The sequence below is a fragment of the Shewanella sp. SR1 genome (genome assembly GCF_020447145.1).
Lineage (GTDB): Bacteria > Pseudomonadota > Gammaproteobacteria > Enterobacterales > Shewanellaceae > Shewanella > Shewanella baltica.
The window spans coordinates 1-20,462 of the sequence record NZ_JAJAEF010000042.1 but is presented as its reverse complement, the minus strand read 5'-3'; the positions used below and the strand labels follow the sequence as shown (position 1 = coordinate 20,462).

The following is a 20,462-nucleotide window of genomic DNA, read 5'->3' as shown; positions in this document are numbered from 1 at the left end:
CAAAGCTCGGTTACGAGTTAAATCATAAGTCCGGGTCCCCTTCGTCTAGAGGCCTAGGACACCGCCCTTTCACGGCGGTAACAGGGGTTCGAATCCCCTAGGGGATACCAAATTTTGGTTCCTAGCAAATAACTAACGTGTTGTTTGGTAAGAACAAAGCATTTACTTCCTAGCCTACTGAAGTGAATGTGTTACAAAGCTCGGTTACGAGTTAAATCATAAGTCCGGGTCCCCTTCGTCTAGAGGCCTAGGACACCGCCCTTTCACGGCGGTAACAGGGGTTCGAATCCCCTAGGGGATACCAATTTTAATCAAGGTTTATCGAAACCTTGGTTAAAGACAATAAACCACCTAAAGGTGGTTTTTTTGTGTCTGAATTTTGAATATTAAATCGAGATCTCCCCGATTCATTTACGAGTCATACGCGTCGAGTTACTTGCCGATTCCGAATTTACCCACCAATCAAACCATCCACATTAAGATAAATGATGCTTCGAGAGACATACTTAGTGTGGTGAAGTCATTCTGTTCAATCGTGTGATAAGAATTATTGAAGTGTTTTCCTGCTTAACCTTGCGCTAGCCTATGGCTAAAACTCACCTTTCGGATTGTTCAATGTATTGGTACTTTGAATGCTGTCACGCTCAATGTTGATAATTTAGACCGTTAATCGCGATTTATCTCATGCTTCCAATCGCTAAACGAGCGCAATTTGAAGTGAGCCGTTCTCACTGCATCTATTGTGCAAAATAGCGTATCGTTGCGGTGAATATGAGGGCGAGTGTAAGAGTGAAGCTTTGCGGGAAGAGGGCAGATTTAGGCGGAAACTTATTTGAGATAAAAAAAGCGACACTCATTGCTGAGTGTCGCCTTTCGTCATTTAACTTTTAATTTAGTCTACGCCTAAGAATCCACCGGTTTGGTGTGCCCATAGCTGGGCATAAATGCCGCCAGCAGCAATGAGTTCTTGATGCGTGCCTTGTTCGACGACTCGGCCTTGATCTAACACGATTAGTCTGTCCATTGCGGCGATGGTCGAAAGTCGATGAGCGATTGCAATTACTGTTTTACCTTGCATTAACTCATATAAACTTTCTTGAATGGCGGCTTCGACTTCAGAATCCAGTGCTGAAGTGGCTTCATCAAGCAGCAAGATCGGTGCATTTTTTAATAAAACCCGCGCGATAGCGATCCGCTGTCTTTGGCCTCCAGAAAGTTTTACACCACGTTCACCGACTTGGGCATCTAAGCCATGATTACCGTGAGGGTCACTTAGATCCTTAATAAAGTCATAGGCTTGAGCTTGTTTAATGGCGCTATCGAGCTGTTCTTCGCTGGCCGTTGGATTGCCGTAAAGAATATTCTCGCGGATAGTACGGTGCAACAGTGATGTATCTTGGGTCACCATACCGATTTGCGAGCGTAGTGAATCCTGCATAACCGTCTTAATGTCTTGATCGTCAATATTAATCTGACCTTTTTCGACATCGTAGAATCGCATTAATAGATTCACTAAGGTCGACTTACCCGCGCCAGAACGCCCAACTAAGCCAACTTTTTCACCTGCCTTAATATTCAGATTCAGATCTTCAATCACCCCAGTCTGCTCGCCGTAATGGAAACACACTTGCTTGAAATCAATCTTGCCATGGTTGACGACCAGCGCCTTGGCGTCTGGCTCATCTTGGATGATCGTTGTTTTCGATAAGGTGCTCATCCCATCGGTGACTGTGCCGATGTTTTCAAATAACGAACTGATTTCCCACATGATCCACTGTGACATGCCGTTTAAGCGCAGTGCTAAACTGACAGCAATGGCAATGGCGCCGATAGTAATCGCGCTGTCAGTCCATAGAGCAATCGCTACCGCAGCAATGCTGAATGCGAGCACATAATTAATGATCTGCACGCTGACACTGATGCCCGTGACTAAGCGCATCTGGCGATAAACCGTGTCTAAAAATATCCGCATACTCGATTTGGCGTATTCGGCTTCTTTTTGCGTGTGGGCGAATAGCTTTACTGTGGTGATGTTGGTATAGCTGTCGACGATACGGCCTGTCATGGTTGAGCGCGCATCGGCTTGTTCAGTAGAGACACTTTTCAGCTTAGGCACAAAGTACCATTGCAGCCCAACATACAGTGCAAGCCACACTAGCATAGGTATCACTAAGCGCAGGTCGGCGCTGGCGATCATCACTAACATAGAGGTGAAATACACCAAAATGTATACCAATACATCGAGCAACTTCATCACAGTTTCGCGCACGGCTAAGGACGTTTGCATCACTTTTGTGGCGATTCGGCCGGCAAAATCATCTTGATAAAATGACACACTTTGCTTTAGCAAATAGCGATGCGCGAGCCAACGGATCGACATAGGATAATTGCCGAGCAAGGTTTGATGCATGATAAGCGCATGCAGTAATACCAAGATTGGCATCACAATCAGCACCATACCCCCCATCAGCATTAAGGTCGTGCCTTCGTCTTGAAATAAGGTTTCGGGATTTTTTTTCACAAGCCAATCCACTAATTGGCCCATAAATCCGAACAGGGACACTTCAAGCATCGCCAGCATAGCGGTCAGCACTGACATTAAGATCAGCGGCAGTTCGTAGCCTTTAGTGTAGTGGCGGCAAAAAGCATAAACCCCTGTGGGTGGCTTAGTCGGTTCATCATCGGGGAGGGCTTCAACCCAAGATTCAAATCGTTTAAACATGAATTAACTCTATGGTGAGATAAAAAATAGTCGCGTATAGCATATACCCAAACAACCTGAAGATGCAGGATTCAGCGGGAATTTAACGCACTTTAGGCAAGGCCCTTTATTGCTCCTGCATAAATGGCATTCACGCCATCCATGGCGATTGCGGTTATTTGCAGACCTAGTGGACTAAGTTAAAAATAACCAACACGGCATAAAGTGCGTTACCCCGTGGTTAACATCAGCCGCCGGAACGGAGCGTCTAGGGCACTCCACTTCCGTGTTGCATCAATTCAAAAGGTGGCCGACATTCTGTCATTGATGCGCCTTGAATTGAAGCACCCTAGACGCTCTGAAACTCGTATCTTCAGGTAGCTTGGGTATATAGGATTTCATTCCCTAAAAGCATTGAAATGATTGAGTTCCGTTTTCCGCTAGTGCTACATGCTAGTTTTACGTAAAGTAATGAACAAGAAATTAATTGTGAGCGAATATTGTCGGGCGTGATGAAAAATGAGTACAGATAGAGCGTCTGAGAGTGCGATTAAGCGTGATGAAATAGACTCAGTGCATTCACTGGAGTCCAGTGCGGGGCTACTTTCTGCGTCCATTTGCCGTGAGGCGAGGATGAGCCGCGATCCACGCTTTGATGGTAAGTTTTTTGTGGGCGTATTAACGACAGGGATTTATTGCCGTACCGTGTGCCCTGCCGTCGCGCCAAAAGAGCAAAATGTGCGTTATTTTGATTCGGCCGTTAAAGCCGCACAAGCGGGATTACGCCCATGTTTGCGTTGTCGGCCCGACAGTGCGCCAGGTTCAAATCCGTGGAAGGGCACTGGCACAACGTTGGCGAGGGCCATTAGTTTAATTGAAGCGGGCGCATTAGTGGGGAAATCATCGGGAGAGCCAGCGTCGACTGTGACACAATTGGCTGACAGATTAGGGATCAGTAGTCGTTATCTCAATAAGCTCTTTACCGAAGGTTTTGGCACTTCGCCTAAACAATATGCCTTATACCGGCAGTTACTGTTTGCAAAACAACTGCTACATCAAACCCAATTACCTATCACCCAAGTCGCGTTGGCGGCGGGTTTCAACAGTATTCGCCGTTTCAATGAGGCATTTAAGCAAACCTTACAATTGACGCCAACGCAATTAAGAAAGACCGCTTTAACTAAGGCTGCAAAGGAGCAGGTTATTGATTCATCAACAGGATTCGGTGAAATTGATACTTTGGGTGAATTTGTGCCGCACTATGGATTAACCTTATATCAATACTATCGACCCCCATTGGATTGGGCATCGCAGCTGGCATTTTATCGCTTACGTGCAGTGACAGGAATGGAGTGGTTTACGCCGCAAATGAGTCATCCACAAGCGAGCGATGCAGTTCAGATTGCAGATGAAACCTATGTTTCAGCAGAAGCCAAGGCTGACGATAACGGGCTCGAATATGGTCGCTGTTTTGCCATCGGCAAGATGCGCGGCACAGTGCAAATTATCCATGAACCTAAGCTGAATCGCTTCAAACTTGCGATTGCTTTGACCGAAGATTCCGCCGTCGATGAGTTGCAATTGCTGGTCACTGAGGTGCGACGCATTTTAGATCTCGATGCGGATATGCAGCAGATTGAACAAGGTTTAAGTACGGTACCGAGTTTAGGCTTAACACCGTTTTCGGGATTGCGCATCCCTGGCGCTGGATCTTTATTTGAAGCGGTTTGCCGCGCCATCTTAGGTCAGCAAGTGACAGTCGTGCAGGCGACTAAATTACTGAATATATTGGTTGAAGCCTATGGCGAGCGCTTTAGTCTCAATGGCCGCGAGTATCGATTATTCCCAACACCCGAGGCGATTCGTGAGGCGAGTTTAACTGAGCTAAAAATGCCGGGCGCCCGTAAATTAGCCCTCAATGCGCTCGCGGCGTTTATCTGCGAACATCCAGAGGCAAGTGTCGATGATTGGCTTAGCGTTAAAGGCATCGGTCCTTGGACGATAGCATATGCCAAGCTTCGTGGCTTGGGCGATCCAAACGTGTTTTTACATTCGGATTTGATTGTTAAAAAGCATTTATTGGCCTTATATATCAAGAACAATAAGTTAGATGAAACGGCAGCCGCAGCAGTGAGCTATCCCAAATTGTGCGAGCAGCTAAGTCAACAAATTGCCCCGTGGGGCAGTTACTTAACCTTTCAGCTTTGGCATCAATAACCATCAAGCCGCCTCATATTGAACTGCCAGTTTAAAAAGATGAGTTAGCAGTTCAGTTAAGTACCAAATTAAGATCAAACAAAGAGCAAACGAAGAGACAGATTATGAAACATGCAATTCGTCAATTGAGCCAAGCGCCAAGCATTGCAGAATATCAACCCTGCGCCGTGGATACGTTTATCAGTCCTGCCGGAATATTGCAGTTAAATGCCAATGCTTATGGACTGAGTCATTTAACGGTTGTCGGCTCGGATCGCACTGAGATTGCGCTTGCCAAGGTGAGTGAGGATGCCCTCAATCAAGCTAAGGCGCATATTCGCGAAACTCAGGCGCAGCTTGCGGATTACTTTGCGGGTGAGCGGGTTGAATTTGATTTAAAACTCGCGCCCAAGGGCACTGAATTTCAGCGCGACGTATGGCAAGCCTTGCTCAATTTAGATTACGGCCAGAGCTGCAGTTATGGGCAGATTGCCGAGCAAATCGGTCGGCCTAAGGCAGTGCGCGCCGTGGGCGCGGCCAATGGCGCCAATCCAATTGCGATTATCGTGCCTTGCCATAGAGTGATAGGCAAAAATGGCAAGTTAACGGGTTACGCCTACGGGCTTACGATGAAACAGCAGTTGTTAACGCTGGAAACTGACAAGCACTGCCTCGATATTTAAGCTAGAATAGCCGCCTATTAAGATATTGGTGAGCAGTTAAACTTTCTATGACTCAGGCTTCTTCCTCTGCGGCAAGCTTTGCCCAACTCGGCATTATTGCACCTTTGCTAAATCGACTAACCGAATTAGCGTATGTTTCGCCCACACCAGTACAGGCGGCGACGATTCCCGCTGTGCTCGCTGGGCGTGATGTGTTAGCCGGCGCCAATACGGGCTCGGGTAAAACGGCAGCCTTTGCCGTGCCGCTGTTGCAGCAACTTGTTGAAGCAAAAACAGACGATAAGACAGGCGCTTATGTTCGTTGTTTGGTCTTAGTACCCACCCGTGAATTAGCCCAGCAAGTCGCAGACAGCTTTCTGTCCTATGCTTCGCATTTGAATGGCAAGCTAAAAATTGTCGCCGCGTTTGGCGGTGTGTCAGTCAATGCGCAAATGCAGAGCCTACGCGCTGGTGCTGACGTATTAGTGGCAACGCCGGGTCGTTTGTTAGATCTGTTGTCCAGCAATGCCATCAAACTTAACCGCGTTAGCGCCTTAGTGCTCGATGAAGCTGACCGCATGTTAAGCCTTGGTTTTACAGAAGAATTAGCCCAAGTGCTCGACGCGTTGCCCGCCAAGAAACAAACCTTATTATTCTCAGCAACATTCCCTGAAGAAGTCCGTGAATTAACGGCAAAATTACTGAATGATCCGCTTGAATACCAATTCCAAAGTGAACAAGAAAGCACGATTCATCAACGGGTTATTACCGTTAATCGTCCGATGAAAACCGCATTATTGGCGCATCTGATTAAAGAACATCAGTGGTCACAGGCGTTGATTTTTGTGAGTGCCAAAAATACCTGTAATCATTTAGCGCAAAAGTTATCTAAACGTGGGATCAGTGCCGAAGTCTTCCATGGCGATAAAGCCCAAGGTGCGCGTACGCGGGTGCTCGATGGGTTTAAAAATGGTGAGATCAGTGTGTTAATTGCGACTGACATTGCCGCCCGTGGTATCGATATCGATAAACTGCCTGTGGTGATCAACTTTGATTTACCAAGAAGCCCTGCGGATTATATGCATCGCATTGGCCGTAGTGGCCGCGCCGGTGAAGCTGGCTTAGCTGTAACCTTGATTTCCCATGAGGATTATCACCACTTTGGCGTGATAGAGAAAAAGAACAAGCTTAAGTTAGTGCGTGAGCAAATTGTCGGTTTTGAAGCCGATGACGAAATGCCAGCCGAACTGTTAGAACAAGCTAAACCTGTCGCCAAGCCCGAAGGTACGGGTAAAAAAAAACGTAAACAGTTACCGCCTGCCAATGCTGAATTTTGGGGTAAAAAATCTTAAGTCGTTGGAAACAAGCTATTCTTAGCTTATCTCTGACGTCCCTTGTCATCTCACTTGTCGTAGGTAAGGTTTATGCAACACTTATTCTGGTTAGTTGAAGGTAAAGTCGCAGGGCGCAGTGGTCCCAATAAAGATCCTTGGGATTTGCAAGCGCTTAAAGAGGCCGGTATTGGTGCCATCCTGTCGGTCAATGGGGGCGAAGGCTGCGAGCCTAGCACCTTTAAAAAGCTCGATTTACGTTACGAATGTATTCCCTTTTCGCGCAATGTGCCGCCCCAAGATGGGGATGTGGCGATTTGTGTCGCTCAATTGCCCAAGGCATTAGCTTTTATTCAGCAGTGTGAAGCCGATGGATTACCTGTGGTGATCCATTGTCGCTCGGGTAAGGATCGCACTAGTCTCATCATGGCTTATTACTTGATGGTCAATGGTGCTGCGCCATTACACGCTGTCAGCCAAGTTCGCAGTATTCGCGATATCGCCTTTACTGCCGATGGCTGGGATCAATTCGCCTTTGACGTTTTGTACGCATTACAAGACTAAGCCTTTTTTAGGCGACTTAGAGCCGAACCTATTCATTAATAGGCATAATAGTTTCATTCGTTTGACCTTAGTCATCAAATTTTTACTGTGTTAAGGTTAAGCTATCCGCAGGTTGGTTTTAGTGAGTTATCTATCTAATTATGAAAAGTAAGGCAAGTCAGTCACAGGGATTACTACTGTTTCGGTTATCACAGACTCAAGTGTTTGCCTTAGGCACGTTGAAAGTGCGTGAGCTGGTGCCGTACACACGTCTCAGTAAAATTCCTCAATCTCATCCGACGATTCTGGGGGCTTCAACTATCCGCGGCCATACGATTCCTATCATTGATATGGCGGCGGCGATTGGTTATAGGCCAATAGCCCCTGAAGAGCGGGAAAAGTGCTACATCATCATCACGGATTGTCAGCGGATGATCATTGGTTTCTTAGTGCGTGGTATTGATAAGATTATCGAATGTAACTGGCGTGATATTGAGGCTCCTTCGTCTAGTTTGGGTAAAAATGCCTATTTGACGGGCGTGACACGTTTTGAGGACCAACTGGTACAGTTGCTTGACGTTGAATTGTTATTGTCGAAAATCTTCCCCGATAATCCAAAGGCGAATCGGGCTATTTTGACCGACGTACAACGTGAAAAACTCAAGCCTATGAATATCCTTTTAGTGGATGATTCTAAGGTGGCACGTAAGCAGTTATCCGACGCCCTTGATATGATTAACATTCCTTATCGAGTGACCGCCGACGGTAAAGAAGCGCTAATCATGATGGAGCAAGCGGCACTGGAACATCACCCGATAGATATTCTGGTGAGTGATATCGAGATGCCGGGACTGGATGGTTACGAACTGGCTTTTGAAGTGCGTGATAATCCACTGACAGCCAAGGCTTACATTATTTTGCACACTTCTTTATCCAGCGAAATTAGCGTGAGTCAGGCCCATCAAGTAGGGGCAAATGAAGCACTGACTAAGTTCGATGCCCACGAGTTAATCGACGCCATGTTACGGGGCGCCGATCTCGCCTTAGACAAGCGCTAATCTGGCGCTTGTTAGTTTTTTGTATGCTTTTTGCGGGGCTAGGGTAATTTAGTTAGCTTATTTCCCCGCAAAACTAGACAAGTCCAGTCACATCCTATAAAAACCTTATTGGCCTCATTTCCGAAGGTGCGCGTTGGGGATCTCAACCGAAATATAATAACGATAGGTTAAACCATGAAACAAGAATCATCATTGTTAGCTAAGTTGGCTAATGGCAGTCTAGTAATACAAATCTTTTTGGGGATAATCGCTGGTGTGGTCTTAGCCAGTTTTTCACCGAGTAGCGCGAAAGATATCGCCTTCTTAGGCAGTTTATTCGTTGGGGCATTGAAAGCGATCGCTCCCATCTTAGTATTTATCTTAGTGGCGTCATCGATTGCCAACCAAAAGAAGAATACCCAAACCAATATGCGTCCCATTGTGGTGCTGTACTTATTCGGCACTTTCGCGGCCGCATTAACCGCAGTGCTCCTGAGTTCGATTTTCCCGACTAATTTAGTCTTAGTTGCCGGCGTGGAAGGCACCAGCCCACCACAGGGCATTGGTGAAGTCATCCATACCTTGTTATTCAAACTGGTTGATAACCCAGTCAATGCGTTAATGACGGGCAACTATATTGGTATTCTCGCTTGGGGTGTGGGCTTAGGTTTAGCTTTACATCACGCTACCGATTCGACTAAACAAGTGTTTGCCGATATGAGCCACGGTATTTCACAAATGGTGCGCTTTATTATCCGTTTAGCGCCTATCGGTATTTTTGGTCTCGTTGCGGCGACATTTGCCGAAACTGGTTTTGCGGCGATTGCAGGCTATGCCCAGTTATTGGCCGTGCTATTAGGTGCGATGGCTATTATTGCTTTAGTCGTTAATCCATTGATTGTGTACGTGAAGATTAAACGTAATCCGTATCCGCTGGTATTTCAATGCTTGCGTGAAAGTGGTGTGACGGCGTTTTTTACTCGCTCGAGCGCGGCAAACATTCCGGTGAATATGGCGCTGTGTGAAAAGTTAAAGCTGCATGAAGACACTTATTCCGTTTCTATTCCCTTAGGTGCCACCATCAACATGGGCGGCGCGGCGATCACTATTACCGTATTGACCTTAGCTGCGGCGCATACCTTAGGCATTCAAGTCGATTTACTGACCGCATTGTTACTGAGTGTTGTTGCTGCTGTTTCAGCTTGCGGCGCATCGGGTGTGGCGGGTGGTTCATTATTATTGATCCCACTGGCTTGTAGCTTGTTTGGTATTTCTAACGATGTTGCCATGCAAGTGGTTGCTGTTGGCTTTATTATTGGTGTGGTTCAAGATGCAGCCGAAACTGCACTGAACAGCTCAACTGACGTTATCTTTACCGCTGCCGCTTGTGAAGCCGCTGAGAATAAAGCTAAACTGAGTTAACGAGTGCTGTTATTCGTATAGAAAAGTATTATGGAAGCAGTCACTTAGGTGGCTGCTTTTTTTATGGGAGTCGTTATGATCTTTTTTGATTTTAGCGTGTTAGATGCTGCAAAGCCCTGGTATGGAATAAATGACACTGTGATGGGCGGTTTGTCCCGCAGTAAAATGACGGTTTCACCTTTAGGTTATGGTGAGTTTAGTGGCCATGTGTCGCTGGCAAATGGCGGTGGGTTTGCCTCAGTGCGTTGTGAGTTTAGCCCCATAGATGTCAGTGAATTTACTGGGATTTACCTCGAACTTGATGGCGACCGAACTAAAGACTATAAAGTGAATTTAAAGGATGTCGACACACCGCAAAGTACGGTATATCAAGCGCCTATGCCCACGTCAACTCATCAAACCTTTGGTGTGAGTAGTGCCAGAGTATTGAATTGGCAGCGGATTGAAATTCCCTTCAGTGATTTCAAGCCCCAATGTCGGGGTAAACCCATTTCCCGTCCGAATATGGTATTGAGTCAGTTGTGCAGCTTAGGGTTAGTGATTGGTGCCCAGCAAAGTGGCGACTTTTCATTGAAAATCAGAGAAATCGGCTACTACTAGCGCTTATAGTGAGTTTCTTATGGTGAATTTATTGTCGCGAGTTTCTTACCGCTAAGTGCTTATGGCAGATGGCTTGTTGCTAATGGCGCGGGTCATCTCAAGGCTTAATTGAATAAGAAAAAGGATAAGGCCGAGGCACTTATCCTTATGGTGGCGGTGCCAAATAGTGAACTTGGCGAAAGCCGCAGCTTAAGCGCCGATAATCCCTAATGGTTTGGCGGTTTGCCACGCGCCGCGGGTAAAATCAGGGAAGGTGACAGAGTTACTGCGATCATTGAGTGAATGTTCACTTAAAATATTCACCACCGACCAAGACGCGCCATCGTATACATCCTGATCTAAAGCCTCGCCATTGCGTAGGCAATAAATCATGCGCCATAGCATCACAAAGTCCATGCCGCCGTGGCCGCCGTTAATTTCAGCCTCTTTTCCTATGCGCTGCCACAGTGGGTGATCGTATTTGTCGTACCACTTTTGCATATCCATATCCCACTCGTGGTAACTTTGACCAAAGCCCCCATTTTCGACGGCGATCCGGTTCGGAAAGCCGGCAAACACGCCATTCGTCCCTTGGATCAAATTATGGCGACTGTAAGGTCTTGGGGTCGTCGTGTCATGCTGGACCATGATGGTTCGGCCCTTAACGGTTTTAATCAGGCTAGTGTTGATATCCCCATTGATGTACTTGAGTTGATTACGCTCATGATCGGCGGGGAATTCACGTTTAGCATAGAGCGCACGGCCAAGGGCGGGGGAACTCATCGAGGTCAGATAATCGAATCGGTCACCGCGGTTAATGTTCATATACTGGGAGACTGGCCCTAAACCGTGGGTTGGGTATAAGTTGCCGTTACGTTTGGTATGCCAGTAAGTCCGCCATGAGCCTGTCTTATGATCGATCTCCTTCATCTGCCAGCGTAGCTCATGGATATAAGCGGCTTCGCCGTGGAGTAACTCTCCAAACACGCCTTGGCGCACCATGTTGAGCACCATCAGTTCTTCGCGGCCGTAGTTGACGTTCTCCATCATCATGCAGTTTTTCTGAGTGCGCTCAGCGGTATCGACAACTTGCCAGCACTCCTCAACCGTGAGCGCCATTGGCACCTCAACAAAGGCATGTTTGCCGCTCTCCATGGTTTCGATTGCCATAGGCGCGTGCCATTCCCACGGGGTCGAAATAATCACAATATCGATATCATCACGGCTCAGCAGATCACGATAGCTCAGATCATTACCAGTATAGACAGCCGGTTTGGGCCGATTCTGTTTAACGATATGATCTACGGCTCTGTCGAGTACCGCTTGATGGGTATCACAAATGGCTTTGAGTTCAACGCCTTCTAAATGACAGAATTGCTCGACATGGCTAAAACCCCGCTCACCAACACCGATAAAGCCGACTCGAACCACGTCCATCTTAGGTGCTATGAGTCCGATAACGGATTTACCGGCTTGCGGTTTAGGGGCGACGCTACTGGCGTAGGCATTGAGAGCAATATTGGCAGTAACGAGTCCTGCGGTGGCGGCACCTGCGGCCTTAAGAAAATTACGACGATGAATGTTATGCATAGCGCTTCCTGCTTTATTTTTGTTTTGTAGGGATATTGAAATATCACTTGGTCTTATTTGTACGGTAATTCACTTATGGGTTATATCAGAAACCCCATTTAAATTGGCAATAAAAGATGTAACAAGCTCATTCAGCTCGCTAGATAAGTCTTTTAGCTGCCTTTACTTTAGCGATAAGTAAATAGTGATAAAGATCGCGTTTTTATTTGTAGATTGAGCTACACTGCCGATTAATTAGTCAAAGGTATTTATCTTTTATATTTTAAACATTTAGCAAATTTAAATTAACCATAAAGTTACATTTGACGGGCGGTTTGAAGTAATTTGCTGTAGTGGGGAGTAAAGCGTTAAATGGGTTCTATGCTTAATGTACTACCACAACTGACATTCACTTTAGGTGATTGGGTATTGCATAAGGATATCAGGATGTCTGGGATTGAAAAACGCCGTCGCCTTCATTGGCGGGAGACAGATATGCAAAATCGTGAAATTATAGGTCGTTGGTTAGATGGGCGTCCTTTATTGGGTGATAAAATTACCCTCTATAAAGAAGACGAAAAATATTTTTTAGAAACTTGGTTTAGCGATGGCTGCCATAGTTTAGATGAAGTCTATATGTCGCAAACCGCTGAAGGCCATAAGCTGGAAGATGTTGGCGGTAATTTCTTCGGTGAATTCTTTATCGTGACACAGTCACAGCAATTACAATTTTGTAATGAGCAGGGCTGTTATTTCCAAGCGGATAAATTAGCCGCCGATGCCGATTTTGCTCAAGGCATGCGCGTCGCTTAAAAGGCTACAGTCGAATCCGTAAATAACTAAGGTCGCATTTTAGCTCAGTGCTAAGTCGCGACCTTTTGCTTTTATGGGATTGCAGCCATTGGATTGAGTTATTCGCTAAAGGGATGTTTACTGCTAAAAAAGAGCGGTTTAGCCGAATACGGATGAGTCAGACTTAAGCTTTGTGCATGTAAGCATAAACGCGGTTTGGCTTTGATAACCTCGGCATCACCGTAAAACTCATCGCCTAAAATCGCATGCCCTAGGGCAAGCATATGCACACGCAATTGATGGGTGCGGCCTGTTTCTGGCGAAAGCTCGACTAAGGTGCTGTTTTCTCGGCGCTCTAATACACGGTAGTGAGTGAGGGCGCTTTTGCCGCCAGTCTCTCCCGCCTGTAGCGTTTTTTGATAGGGCGGATGTTCAGTGTCTGGCACTATCGCGAGGTCAATAATGCCCTGTTCCTGCTGCACATGTCCCATCACTTCGGCAATATAGACTTTCTTACTCTGTCTATCTTGAAACTGCGTTTTTAAATGCGACTCCGCTTTTTTATTACGGGCGAACACCATAATGCCCGAGGTCGCGCAGTCGAGCCTATGCACTAAAATAGTTTCTGGATAAAGGCTTTGTAAGCGGGTTAACGCGCAATCGAAGGTGTGAGCAGCTCGACCCGGATTAGACAATAATCCCGAAGGTTTATTGATGATAATCAGATCTCTATCTTTATAGCGTATGTCTAGCCAAGGAACTGCTGGGGGCTGGTAATCAAATATCTGCATCTTGTCCTCATTTTTGCGCGGCCATACTAGCAAAATTTACGCAGGCACACAGCATAATCTCATGCTCGCTTATTGCGAGAGGGGGGAGGGCAAATATTCAGCAGGCGTCTTACGGCTCCAAATACGGGTATAAGCCATCAGCTGCGGATAAAAAGTGCGGAACGCGGTTTCGATTTCGATCTGCATTTTATTGACGACTTTATGGGCATCTTTAAACAGTGCGGCTTGCGGATGCTGTTTTGCCACTTGTGCTAAGGCGTGTTGTAAGCCTTTTTCCGTGGTGTAGCTGCCTAGCCAATCAGCGCTACGCATGGCGGGCAAGAGTTTAGCAAGTGCCTCTGGATGGTATGGGTCTACCCCTTGGGCGGCGAAAGTATCTAACGCGTCATAGGCCTTGCTGCTGAATTCATCCAAGGGTTGGTGATGATATTCTTCCCAATAATAAGCTAAATAGTGATCGAAACTCACGGCCATGAGTTCTGCTGCTATGCTTCTTAAGGGCGCAGGGAAAGCTTCCATTAATTCAATTGTGAGTTCGTGGCTGGCGCAGAGGGTATTAATCTCTTGGTTTAGCCATAACGCTTGGCGTAACTCAATTGGAGCTTGTGCAACTGGCGCTTGAATATAGTTACCCGCCACATTGGCGGCAAGGTGTGTTTTACTGATGTCGGCGAGATGTAAGTGTGTAAGAAAGTTCATTATTTTGCGCTTGGTTAACCACGTTGGTTCACGGTATCATGCACAAGCGCGCTTAGGAAAGCGCGGAAGCCAAAAATGCAGTATTTTTTCACTTTTTATTGATTGCGGGTGTTTGTTCACCGCGAATAATCCTCGTCAGCGTTAACGCTGTTCTAGCCATCAATATGAGAGAAAGTGAAATAAAATCAATAACCTTTTTTAGGATCATGGATGATGTGGAACTGGTTCAACAAAATGCTTGGTAGAGACGAGCAGCCGAAGCGCAAAAAAGTGCTGGTAGAAATCCCCTTTGAACAACACCGTTTTAGCATGGATGATTTCAGCCGTTCACGGCTTAAATTCGATGCCGATGACAATCAGCCCCAAGATGGCGTCAATCCTGTGGATCCTGAGCAAGAAGTGGACGCTGGCAATAAGTAATCTTGATATTCTTGGCCTCTAACCATAGACTAGCCGCCGTTCTAAGCTACCTAGAGGCCTATCATGCGCGTTGCAGACTTTTCTTTCGATCTCCCCGATGAGCTGATCGCTCGTTATCCTATGGCGCAGCGTAATGCATCACGTCTGTTAACCTTAGACGGCAATTCTGGCGAGTTAGGCGACAAACAGTTTACCGATCTGCTGGGGATGATTAATCCCGGCGATTTAATGGTGTTCAACAATACCCGAGTGATCCCCGCGCGTATGTTTGGCCAAAAGGCCAGCGGCGGCAAGTTAGAAATCTTAGTTGAGCGTATGCTCGATGATAAGCGCATCCTCGCCCATGTTCGCAGCTCTAAATCCCCGAAAGTCGATTCGTTAATTCTGCTCGACGGTGGCTATCAAATGAAGATGGTCGCCCGTCACGATACCTTGTTTGAACTTGAGCTGTTATCCGAGTTGACCATTCTAGAGGTGCTCGAAGCCGTAGGGCATATGCCGCTACCGCCTTATATCGACAGACCCGATGAAGATGCTGACAAAGAGCGCTATCAAACTGTGTATAACCAAAATCCAGGTGCCGTTGCTGCGCCAACGGCGGGATTACATTTTGACGATGCCATGCTCGATGCATTAAAAGCCAAGGGTGTGAATATCGCATTTGTGACTTTGCATGTGGGCGCGGGAACGTTTCAACCGGTGCGTGTTGATACCATTCTTGAGCACAAGATGCATTCTGAGTGGGCCAATGTGCCGCAGGATGTGGTCGATTTAATCGCGCAAACCAAAGCGGCGGGTAAACGCGTCGTGGCTGTTGGTACAACATCTGTACGTTCCTTAGAAAGTGCGGCACGCGCCAGCCAAGGTGAACTCAAAGCCTTTAGCGGTGATACCGACATCTTTATTTATCCCGGTTATCAATTCCAAGTGGTTGATGCCATGGTGACGAACTTCCACCTCCCTGAATCGACCCTCATCATGTTAGTCAGTGCATTTGCGGGTTTTGATCATGTTATGGCGGCGTATCAACATGCTATCGCGCAGAAATATCGCTTCTTTAGCTATGGCGATGCCATGTTTGTGACGAAAAAAGCCCACTAGACCAAGATTTTGTTTTAAAATAGCCGCCCAAAGTAAGTATGGGCGGCAACTTTTTTTCGTCAAAAGGTTGAACCTTTTAACGCTGTCCCCATCTCTATTGTTAATCAAAATGGCATTAGCCATTAAAAATGTAGTCAGACTGTTTATCTGGCGAGGTGAATTATGAAATTTGAATTAGATACTACCGACGGCCGTGCGCGCCGTGGTCGGTTGATTTTTGACCGTGGCACAGTAGAAACCCCAGCATTTATGCCTGTGGGAACCTACGGCACAGTTAAAGGTATGACGCCAGAGGAAGTACGTGCCACAGGCGCAGACATTCTGCTCGGTAACACGTTCCATTTATGGTTGCGCCCAGGCGAAGAAATCATGCGTAAGCACGGTGACTTGCATGATTTTATGAACTGGCAGCGTCCGATTTTAACTGATTCGGGTGGTTTCCAAGTATTTAGTCTTGGCGATATCCGTAAGATCACCGAAGAAGGTGTGCATTTCCGTTCGCCAATTAATGGCGAGAAAATCTTCTTAGATCCTGAAAAATCAATGCAAATCCAAGATGCATTGGGCAGTGATGTGGTGATGATTTTTGACGAATGTACGCCATATCCCGCCACTGAAGACGAAGCACGTAAGTCAATGCAGATGTCTCTGCGTTGGGCGAGACGTTCACGTGATGAATTTGACCGTTTAGAGAACCCTAACTCTCTGTTCGGTATTATTCAGGGCGGTGTGTATGAAGATTTACGCGACGAAAGCTTAAAAGGCTTAGTCGATATAGGTTTCGACGGTTATGCCGTCGGTGGTTTGGCCGTAGGTGAGCCTAAAGCAGATATGCATCGCATTCTTGAGCATATTTGCCCGCAAATTCCTGCAGACAAGCCTCGCTATCTGATGGGGGTCGGTAAACCAGAAGATTTAGTTGAAGGTGTACGTCGTGGTGTTGACATGTTTGACTGTGTGATGCCAACCCGTAATGCCCGCAACGGTCATCTGTTTACGAGTGAAGGTGTGATCAAAATACGCAATGCGCGTCATAGAGATGACACGTCACCACTTGATACTAAGTGTGATTGTTATACCTGTAAAAATTATTCACGGGCGTACCTTTACCACTTAGATCGTTGTAATGAGATTCTGGGTGCGCGTTTAAACACCATTCACAACTTGAGATACTATCAAATGTTAATGGAAGGTTTGCGCGGTGCGATTGAGACGGGTACATTAGACGCCTTTGTGGCGGACTTCTATACCAGTCAAGGTCGCGAAGTACCAGAGTTAGTCGATTGATTTTTTGCTAATAAGAAGAGAAAACTATGTTTATTTCAAATGCATACGCAAGCGCTGCCGGCGCACCACAAGGTGGCGGCACGATGGAATTGATTTTCATGCTGGCAATTTTCGGCCTGATTTTCTATTTCATGATTTTCCGTCCGCAATCAAAACGCGTTAAAGAGCACAAAAACCTGATGTCATCAATCAGTAAAGGCGACGAAGTGCTGACCAGTGGCGGGATTTTAGGCAAGATTGCAAAAATCAGCGACGAAAGCGATTACGTGTTACTGAGCTTAAACGACACGACTCAAATCACGATCAAAAAAGACTATATTGCAGCTGTATTGCCTAAGGGCTCTATCCAGTCGTTGTAAGCCAAGAGGGCTCAGGCGTGTTAAATAAATACCCAATGTGGAAAAACATTATGGTGATGCTCGTCATCGCCATAGGTTGTTTCTATGCCGTACCGAACCTTTTTGGTGAAGATCACGCGGTGCAAGTGGTGGCGACTCGAGGTGCTGAAGTCACGGCATCAACCCAAGCCAGTGTGAACGAGCTGTTAGCCAGTAAGGGCATTGCGGTAAAGCGCTCTGAGCTTGAAAAAGGTCAGTTGTTGGTCCGTGTGCAAAATGCGGATCAACAGCTACTGGCGAAAGAATTAATTGCTGACAGCTTAGGCGACAAGTTCACTGTGGCGCTCAACTTAGCCCCAGCGACGCCTAAATGGCTCGAGTCTATGGGCGGCAGCCCAATGAAACTCGGTCTCGACCTTCGCGGCGGTGTGCATTTCTTAATGGAAGTGGACATGGGCGAAGCGATTCGCAAGATGGAAGAGGCTAAAGTTGCCGATTTCCGTTCGCAACTGCGCGAAGAGAAAATTCGTTATGCCGGTATTCGTACCAATACCACAGGTATCGAAATCAAGTTCCGTGATGCTGAAAGTCTCGCGAGTGCCGAGCGTTTCCTTAAGTCTCGCAGTAAAGATATGGTGTTCACTGATGCTAGCCGTGGCGAAGATTTTGCCCTGCAAGCTGTGATGAGTGACGTGTACCTTAAGCAGATTAAAGAAGAAGCACTGCAACAAAACATTACGACCATTCGTAACCGTGTAAACGAGTTAGGTGTGGCTGAGCCTGTAGTACAACGTCAAGGCGCCGAGCGCATTATCGTTGAACTGCCAGGTGTGCAAGATACCGCTCGCGCCAAGGAAATCTTAGGTGCAACCGCATCGATTGAATTCCACATGGTCGATGACAAAGCCGATCCTAATGCTGCGCAATCTGGCCGTTTACCTGCGGGTTCTGAAGTGTACCAGCGCCGCGAAGGTGGCACTGTGATATTGAAGAAAGAAGTTATGCTGACCGGTGATCATATCACGGGCGCACAACCTAGCTTTGACCAGTACAGTCGTCCACAGGTTAGCATCAACCTTGATGCGAAAGGCGGCACCATTTTCTCTGACGTGACCAAAGACAACATAGGCAAGCCTATGGCGACATTGTTCATCGAATATAAAGACAGTGGTGAGCGCAATGCCGACGGCAGCGTTAAGATGCAGAAAATCCAAGAAGTGATTTCTGTTGCGACCATTCAAGCGCGTTTAGGCCGTAACTTTGTGATCACTGGCTTAAGCCATGGTGAAGCACAAAACCTCGCGCTATTACTGCGTGCTGGTGCCTTGATTGCCCCAGTGTCGATTGTTGAAGAACGTACCATTGGTCCAAGCTTAGGTGCTGAAAACATTCAAAACGGTGTGCAAGCTATGGTCTGGGGTATGGCAGTTGTCTTACTCTTTATGCTGGTTTACTACCGTGGCTTTGGTCTTATCGCCAACATAGCGCTAACCGCAAACTTAGTCATGGTGGTGGGCGTAATGTCCATGATCCCTGGCGCAGTGTTAACCCTACCGGGTATTGCCGGTATGGTGTTGACTGTGGGTATGGCGGTTGACGGTAACGTGCTGATCTATGAGCGTATCCGTGAAGAATTACGTGCGGGCCGTAGCGTACAGCAGGCCATCCATGAAGGTTATGGCAACGCATTCTCCACTATCGCCGATGCGAACATCACCACTTTCCTAACGGCGCTGATTCTATTTGCCGTAGGTACGGGCGCTGTTAAAGGCTTCGCGGTGACCTTGATGATAGGTATTGCGACTTCCATGTTTACCGCAATCGTGGGTACTCGCTCAATCGTTAACGCGATTTGGGGTGGTAAGCGCGTGAAGACTCTGTCTATCTAAGGGGAAGTGACAATGCTTGAAATTTTATCTTTAAAACATACGGTAAACTTCCTCCGTCATGCACTGCCTATCAGTATTATGTCGGCTGTATTGGTGTTGGGATCGCTGGTTTCGCTCGCAACCAATGGCATCAACTGGGGTCTTGATTTCACTGGCGGTACCGTCGTTGAAATGGAGTTCACTAATCCGGTCGATTTAAACGCTCTGCGGGTGCAACTGACGACGCCTGATTCTGAAGGCGCCATTGTGCAAAACTTCGGTTCTAGCCGTGACGTATTAGTACGTTTACAGGTGAAAGAAGGCGTTAAGAGTGACGTGCAAGTTAAGTCTGTCATGGAAGCTGCGCAGAAAGTTGATCCACAAGTTCAGCAGAAGCGTGTTGAGTTCGTTGGCCCACAAGTGGGTAAAGAACTGGCTGAGCAAGGCGGTTTAGCAGTATTAGTTGCGCTTATCTGTATCATGATCTACGTGTCATTCCGTTTTGAATGGCGCCTAGCATTTGGTTCAGTGGCGGCACTGGCGCACGACGTGATCGTGACTTTAGGTGTGTTTTCGGTATTCCAATTGGAATTCGACTTGACCGTACTGGCGGGTCTATTGACGGTTGTGGGTTACTCACTCAACGATACTATCGTGGTATTTGACCGTATCCGTGAAAACTTCCTTAAGATGCGTAAAAGCGACCCTGAAGAAGTGGTTAACGTTTCCATTACTCAAACCATGAGCCGTACAATCATTACTACAGGTACAACCTTAGTGGTGGTCGTAGCCTTGTTCCTTAAGGGCGGCACTATGATCCATGGCTTTGCGACTGCATTGCTGATGGGTATTTTTGTGGGTACGTATTCTTCTATCTATGTGGCGAGTTTCTTGGCCATTAAACTGGGTATCAATCGTGAACACATGATGCCAGTTGAGATTGAGAAAGAAGGCGCAGACCAACCTCCTATGATGCCTTAAAGGTTACATTCGAGTTAAAAAGCCACCTCGTCGGTTAATGCCGTTCACTTAAGAGTGAACGGCATTTTTATTTGGTCTAACCGGAAACTTGTTTTTGCTCATTTTAAGGACTCTTGGATAAGCCCTTTCCCGTTTACCATCCAAC

Annotated in this window: 18 protein-coding genes and 2 tRNA genes; 16 read left to right on the top strand and 4 right to left on the bottom strand. The window is 46.8% G+C overall.

All coding sequences use genetic code 11. The features are described from left to right. Nucleotides 1-34: 34 nt before the first annotated feature. Both KV201_RS21720 and KV201_RS21715 read left to right on the top strand, forming a co-directional pair. Nucleotides 35-110 (top strand) — tRNA-Glu (locus KV201_RS21720). Between the two features lie 118 nt (nt 111-228). Beyond that, nucleotides 229-304 (top strand) — tRNA-Glu (locus KV201_RS21715). Between the two features lie 588 nt (nt 305-892). Here KV201_RS21715 and KV201_RS21710 read toward each other — a convergent pair. Next, nucleotides 893-2,722 carry an ABC transporter ATP-binding protein gene (locus KV201_RS21710; RefSeq protein WP_226060551.1) on the bottom strand — a complete coding sequence of 610 codons (1,830 nt, stop codon included), beginning with the start codon at nt 2,720-2,722 and terminating at the stop codon, nt 893-895. A gap of 498 nt (nt 2,723-3,220) precedes the next feature. Between KV201_RS21710 and KV201_RS21705 the strand changes: the two genes are divergently transcribed. The 7 genes from KV201_RS21705 to KV201_RS21675 all read left to right on the top strand — a co-directional run bounded on the left by KV201_RS21705 (nt 3,221) and on the right by KV201_RS21675 (nt 10,492). Continuing rightward, nucleotides 3,221-4,918, top strand: coding sequence for an Ada metal-binding domain-containing protein (locus KV201_RS21705; RefSeq protein ID WP_226060549.1), 1,698 nt, complete (start codon nt 3,221-3,223; stop codon nt 4,916-4,918). 104 nt (nt 4,919-5,022) lie between these two features. Further along, complete coding sequence (locus tag KV201_RS21700; RefSeq protein WP_226060547.1) at nt 5,023-5,580, top strand: methylated-DNA--[protein]-cysteine S-methyltransferase; 558 nt, start codon at nt 5,023-5,025, stop codon at nt 5,578-5,580. 47 nt (nt 5,581-5,627) lie between these two features. After that, the gene (locus tag KV201_RS21695; protein ID WP_011847215.1) at nt 5,628-6,911 is read left to right on the top strand and encodes a DEAD/DEAH box helicase; all 1,284 of its coding nucleotides are present in this window, start codon (nt 5,628-5,630) and stop codon (nt 6,909-6,911) included. Nucleotides 6,912-6,983: 72 nt separating this feature from the next. Continuing rightward, the gene (locus KV201_RS21690; protein WP_006082288.1) at nt 6,984-7,454 is read left to right on the top strand and encodes a dual specificity protein phosphatase family protein; all 471 of its coding nucleotides are present in this window, start codon (nt 6,984-6,986) and stop codon (nt 7,452-7,454) included. 140 nt (nt 7,455-7,594) lie between these two features. Beyond that, nucleotides 7,595-8,491 carry a chemotaxis protein CheV gene (locus tag KV201_RS21685; protein ID WP_226060546.1) on the top strand — a complete coding sequence of 299 codons (897 nt, stop codon included), beginning with the start codon at nt 7,595-7,597 and terminating at the stop codon, nt 8,489-8,491. 174 nt (nt 8,492-8,665) lie between these two features. Further along, nucleotides 8,666-9,892 carry a serine/threonine transporter SstT gene (gene sstT / locus KV201_RS21680; protein WP_006082286.1) on the top strand — a complete coding sequence of 409 codons (1,227 nt, stop codon included), beginning with the start codon at nt 8,666-8,668 and terminating at the stop codon, nt 9,890-9,892. Between the two features lie 75 nt (nt 9,893-9,967). Next, nucleotides 9,968-10,492, top strand: a complete 525-nt coding sequence (locus tag KV201_RS21675) for a CIA30 family protein (protein ID WP_226060545.1) — start codon at nt 9,968-9,970, stop codon at nt 10,490-10,492. A gap of 189 nt (nt 10,493-10,681) precedes the next feature. Here KV201_RS21675 and KV201_RS21670 read toward each other — a convergent pair whose 3' ends face one another. Next, nucleotides 10,682-12,061, bottom strand: coding sequence for a Gfo/Idh/MocA family oxidoreductase (locus tag KV201_RS21670; protein ID WP_226060543.1), 1,380 nt, complete (start codon nt 12,059-12,061; stop codon nt 10,682-10,684). Between the two features lie 351 nt (nt 12,062-12,412). Here KV201_RS21670 and KV201_RS21665 point away from each other — a divergent pair, with 351 nt between their 5' ends. Beyond that, a complete protein-coding gene (locus KV201_RS21665) occupies nt 12,413-12,853 on the top strand; it encodes a hypothetical protein (protein WP_011847210.1) in 441 nt (146 codons plus the stop codon). Between the two features lie 98 nt (nt 12,854-12,951). Here KV201_RS21665 and KV201_RS21660 read toward each other — a convergent pair whose 3' ends face one another. Then, on the bottom strand, nt 12,952-13,623 hold the full coding sequence (locus KV201_RS21660) for an RluA family pseudouridine synthase (RefSeq protein WP_226060542.1): 672 nt from the start codon (nt 13,621-13,623) through the stop codon (nt 12,952-12,954). Nucleotides 13,624-13,692: 69 nt separating this feature from the next. After that, nucleotides 13,693-14,322, bottom strand: coding sequence for an ACP phosphodiesterase (locus tag KV201_RS21655; protein WP_226060541.1), 630 nt, complete (start codon nt 14,320-14,322; stop codon nt 13,693-13,695). 210 nt (nt 14,323-14,532) lie between these two features. Between KV201_RS21655 and KV201_RS21650 the strand changes: the two genes are divergently transcribed. The 6 genes from KV201_RS21650 (at nt 14,533) to secF (ending at nt 20,317) form a co-directional block, all read left to right on the top strand. Further along, nucleotides 14,533-14,742, top strand: a complete 210-nt coding sequence (locus tag KV201_RS21650; RefSeq protein ID WP_226060539.1) for a hypothetical protein — start codon at nt 14,533-14,535, stop codon at nt 14,740-14,742. A 63-nt stretch (nt 14,743-14,805) separates the two neighbouring features. After that, on the top strand, nt 14,806-15,843 hold the full coding sequence (queA, locus tag KV201_RS21645) for a tRNA preQ1(34) S-adenosylmethionine ribosyltransferase-isomerase QueA (protein ID WP_226060536.1): 1,038 nt from the start codon (nt 14,806-14,808) through the stop codon (nt 15,841-15,843). Nucleotides 15,844-16,005: 162 nt separating this feature from the next. Then, nucleotides 16,006-17,130, top strand: coding sequence for a tRNA guanosine(34) transglycosylase Tgt (gene tgt / locus KV201_RS21640; protein ID WP_006082277.1), 1,125 nt, complete (start codon nt 16,006-16,008; stop codon nt 17,128-17,130). Between the two features lie 26 nt (nt 17,131-17,156). After that, nucleotides 17,157-17,489 carry a preprotein translocase subunit YajC gene (yajC, locus tag KV201_RS21635; protein ID WP_006082276.1) on the top strand — a complete coding sequence of 111 codons (333 nt, stop codon included), beginning with the start codon at nt 17,157-17,159 and terminating at the stop codon, nt 17,487-17,489. Between the two features lie 17 nt (nt 17,490-17,506). Continuing rightward, entirely contained in the window at nt 17,507-19,357 is a 1,851-nt protein-coding gene (secD, locus tag KV201_RS21630) for a protein translocase subunit SecD (RefSeq protein ID WP_006082275.1), read from the top strand. 12 nt (nt 19,358-19,369) lie between these two features. Next, nucleotides 19,370-20,317, top strand: a complete 948-nt coding sequence (gene secF / locus KV201_RS21625) for a protein translocase subunit SecF (RefSeq protein WP_012587306.1) — start codon at nt 19,370-19,372, stop codon at nt 20,315-20,317. The last annotated feature ends 145 nt before the right edge of the window (nt 20,318-20,462 follow it).

Coding starts and splice junctions, on each gene's coding strand:
- yajC (WP_006082276.1), top strand. CDS start 17,157: ATGTTTATTTCAAATGCATACGCAAGCGCTGCCGGCGCACCACAAGGT.
- queA (WP_226060536.1), top strand. CDS start 14,806: ATGCGCGTTGCAGACTTTTCTTTCGATCTCCCCGATGAGCTGATCGCT.
- KV201_RS21690 (WP_006082288.1), top strand. CDS start 6,984: ATGCAACACTTATTCTGGTTAGTTGAAGGTAAAGTCGCAGGGCGCAGT.
- KV201_RS21660 (WP_226060542.1), bottom strand. CDS start 13,623: ATGCAGATATTTGATTACCAGCCCCCAGCAGTTCCTTGGCTAGACATA.
- KV201_RS21670 (WP_226060543.1), bottom strand. CDS start 12,061: ATGCATAACATTCATCGTCGTAATTTTCTTAAGGCCGCAGGTGCCGCC.
- sstT (WP_006082286.1), top strand. CDS start 8,666: ATGAAACAAGAATCATCATTGTTAGCTAAGTTGGCTAATGGCAGTCTA.
- KV201_RS21675 (WP_226060545.1), top strand. CDS start 9,968: ATGATCTTTTTTGATTTTAGCGTGTTAGATGCTGCAAAGCCCTGGTAT.
- KV201_RS21705 (WP_226060549.1), top strand. CDS start 3,221: ATGAGTACAGATAGAGCGTCTGAGAGTGCGATTAAGCGTGATGAAATA.
- secF (WP_012587306.1), top strand. CDS start 19,370: ATGCTTGAAATTTTATCTTTAAAACATACGGTAAACTTCCTCCGTCAT.
- KV201_RS21650 (WP_226060539.1), top strand. CDS start 14,533: ATGATGTGGAACTGGTTCAACAAAATGCTTGGTAGAGACGAGCAGCCG.
- KV201_RS21695 (WP_011847215.1), top strand. CDS start 5,628: ATGACTCAGGCTTCTTCCTCTGCGGCAAGCTTTGCCCAACTCGGCATT.
- KV201_RS21700 (WP_226060547.1), top strand. CDS start 5,023: ATGAAACATGCAATTCGTCAATTGAGCCAAGCGCCAAGCATTGCAGAA.
- tgt (WP_006082277.1), top strand. CDS start 16,006: ATGAAATTTGAATTAGATACTACCGACGGCCGTGCGCGCCGTGGTCGG.
- KV201_RS21685 (WP_226060546.1), top strand. CDS start 7,595: ATGAAAAGTAAGGCAAGTCAGTCACAGGGATTACTACTGTTTCGGTTA.
- KV201_RS21710 (WP_226060551.1), bottom strand. CDS start 2,722: ATGTTTAAACGATTTGAATCTTGGGTTGAAGCCCTCCCCGATGATGAA.
- KV201_RS21665 (WP_011847210.1), top strand. CDS start 12,413: ATGGGTTCTATGCTTAATGTACTACCACAACTGACATTCACTTTAGGT.
- KV201_RS21655 (WP_226060541.1), bottom strand. CDS start 14,322: ATGAACTTTCTTACACACTTACATCTCGCCGACATCAGTAAAACACAC.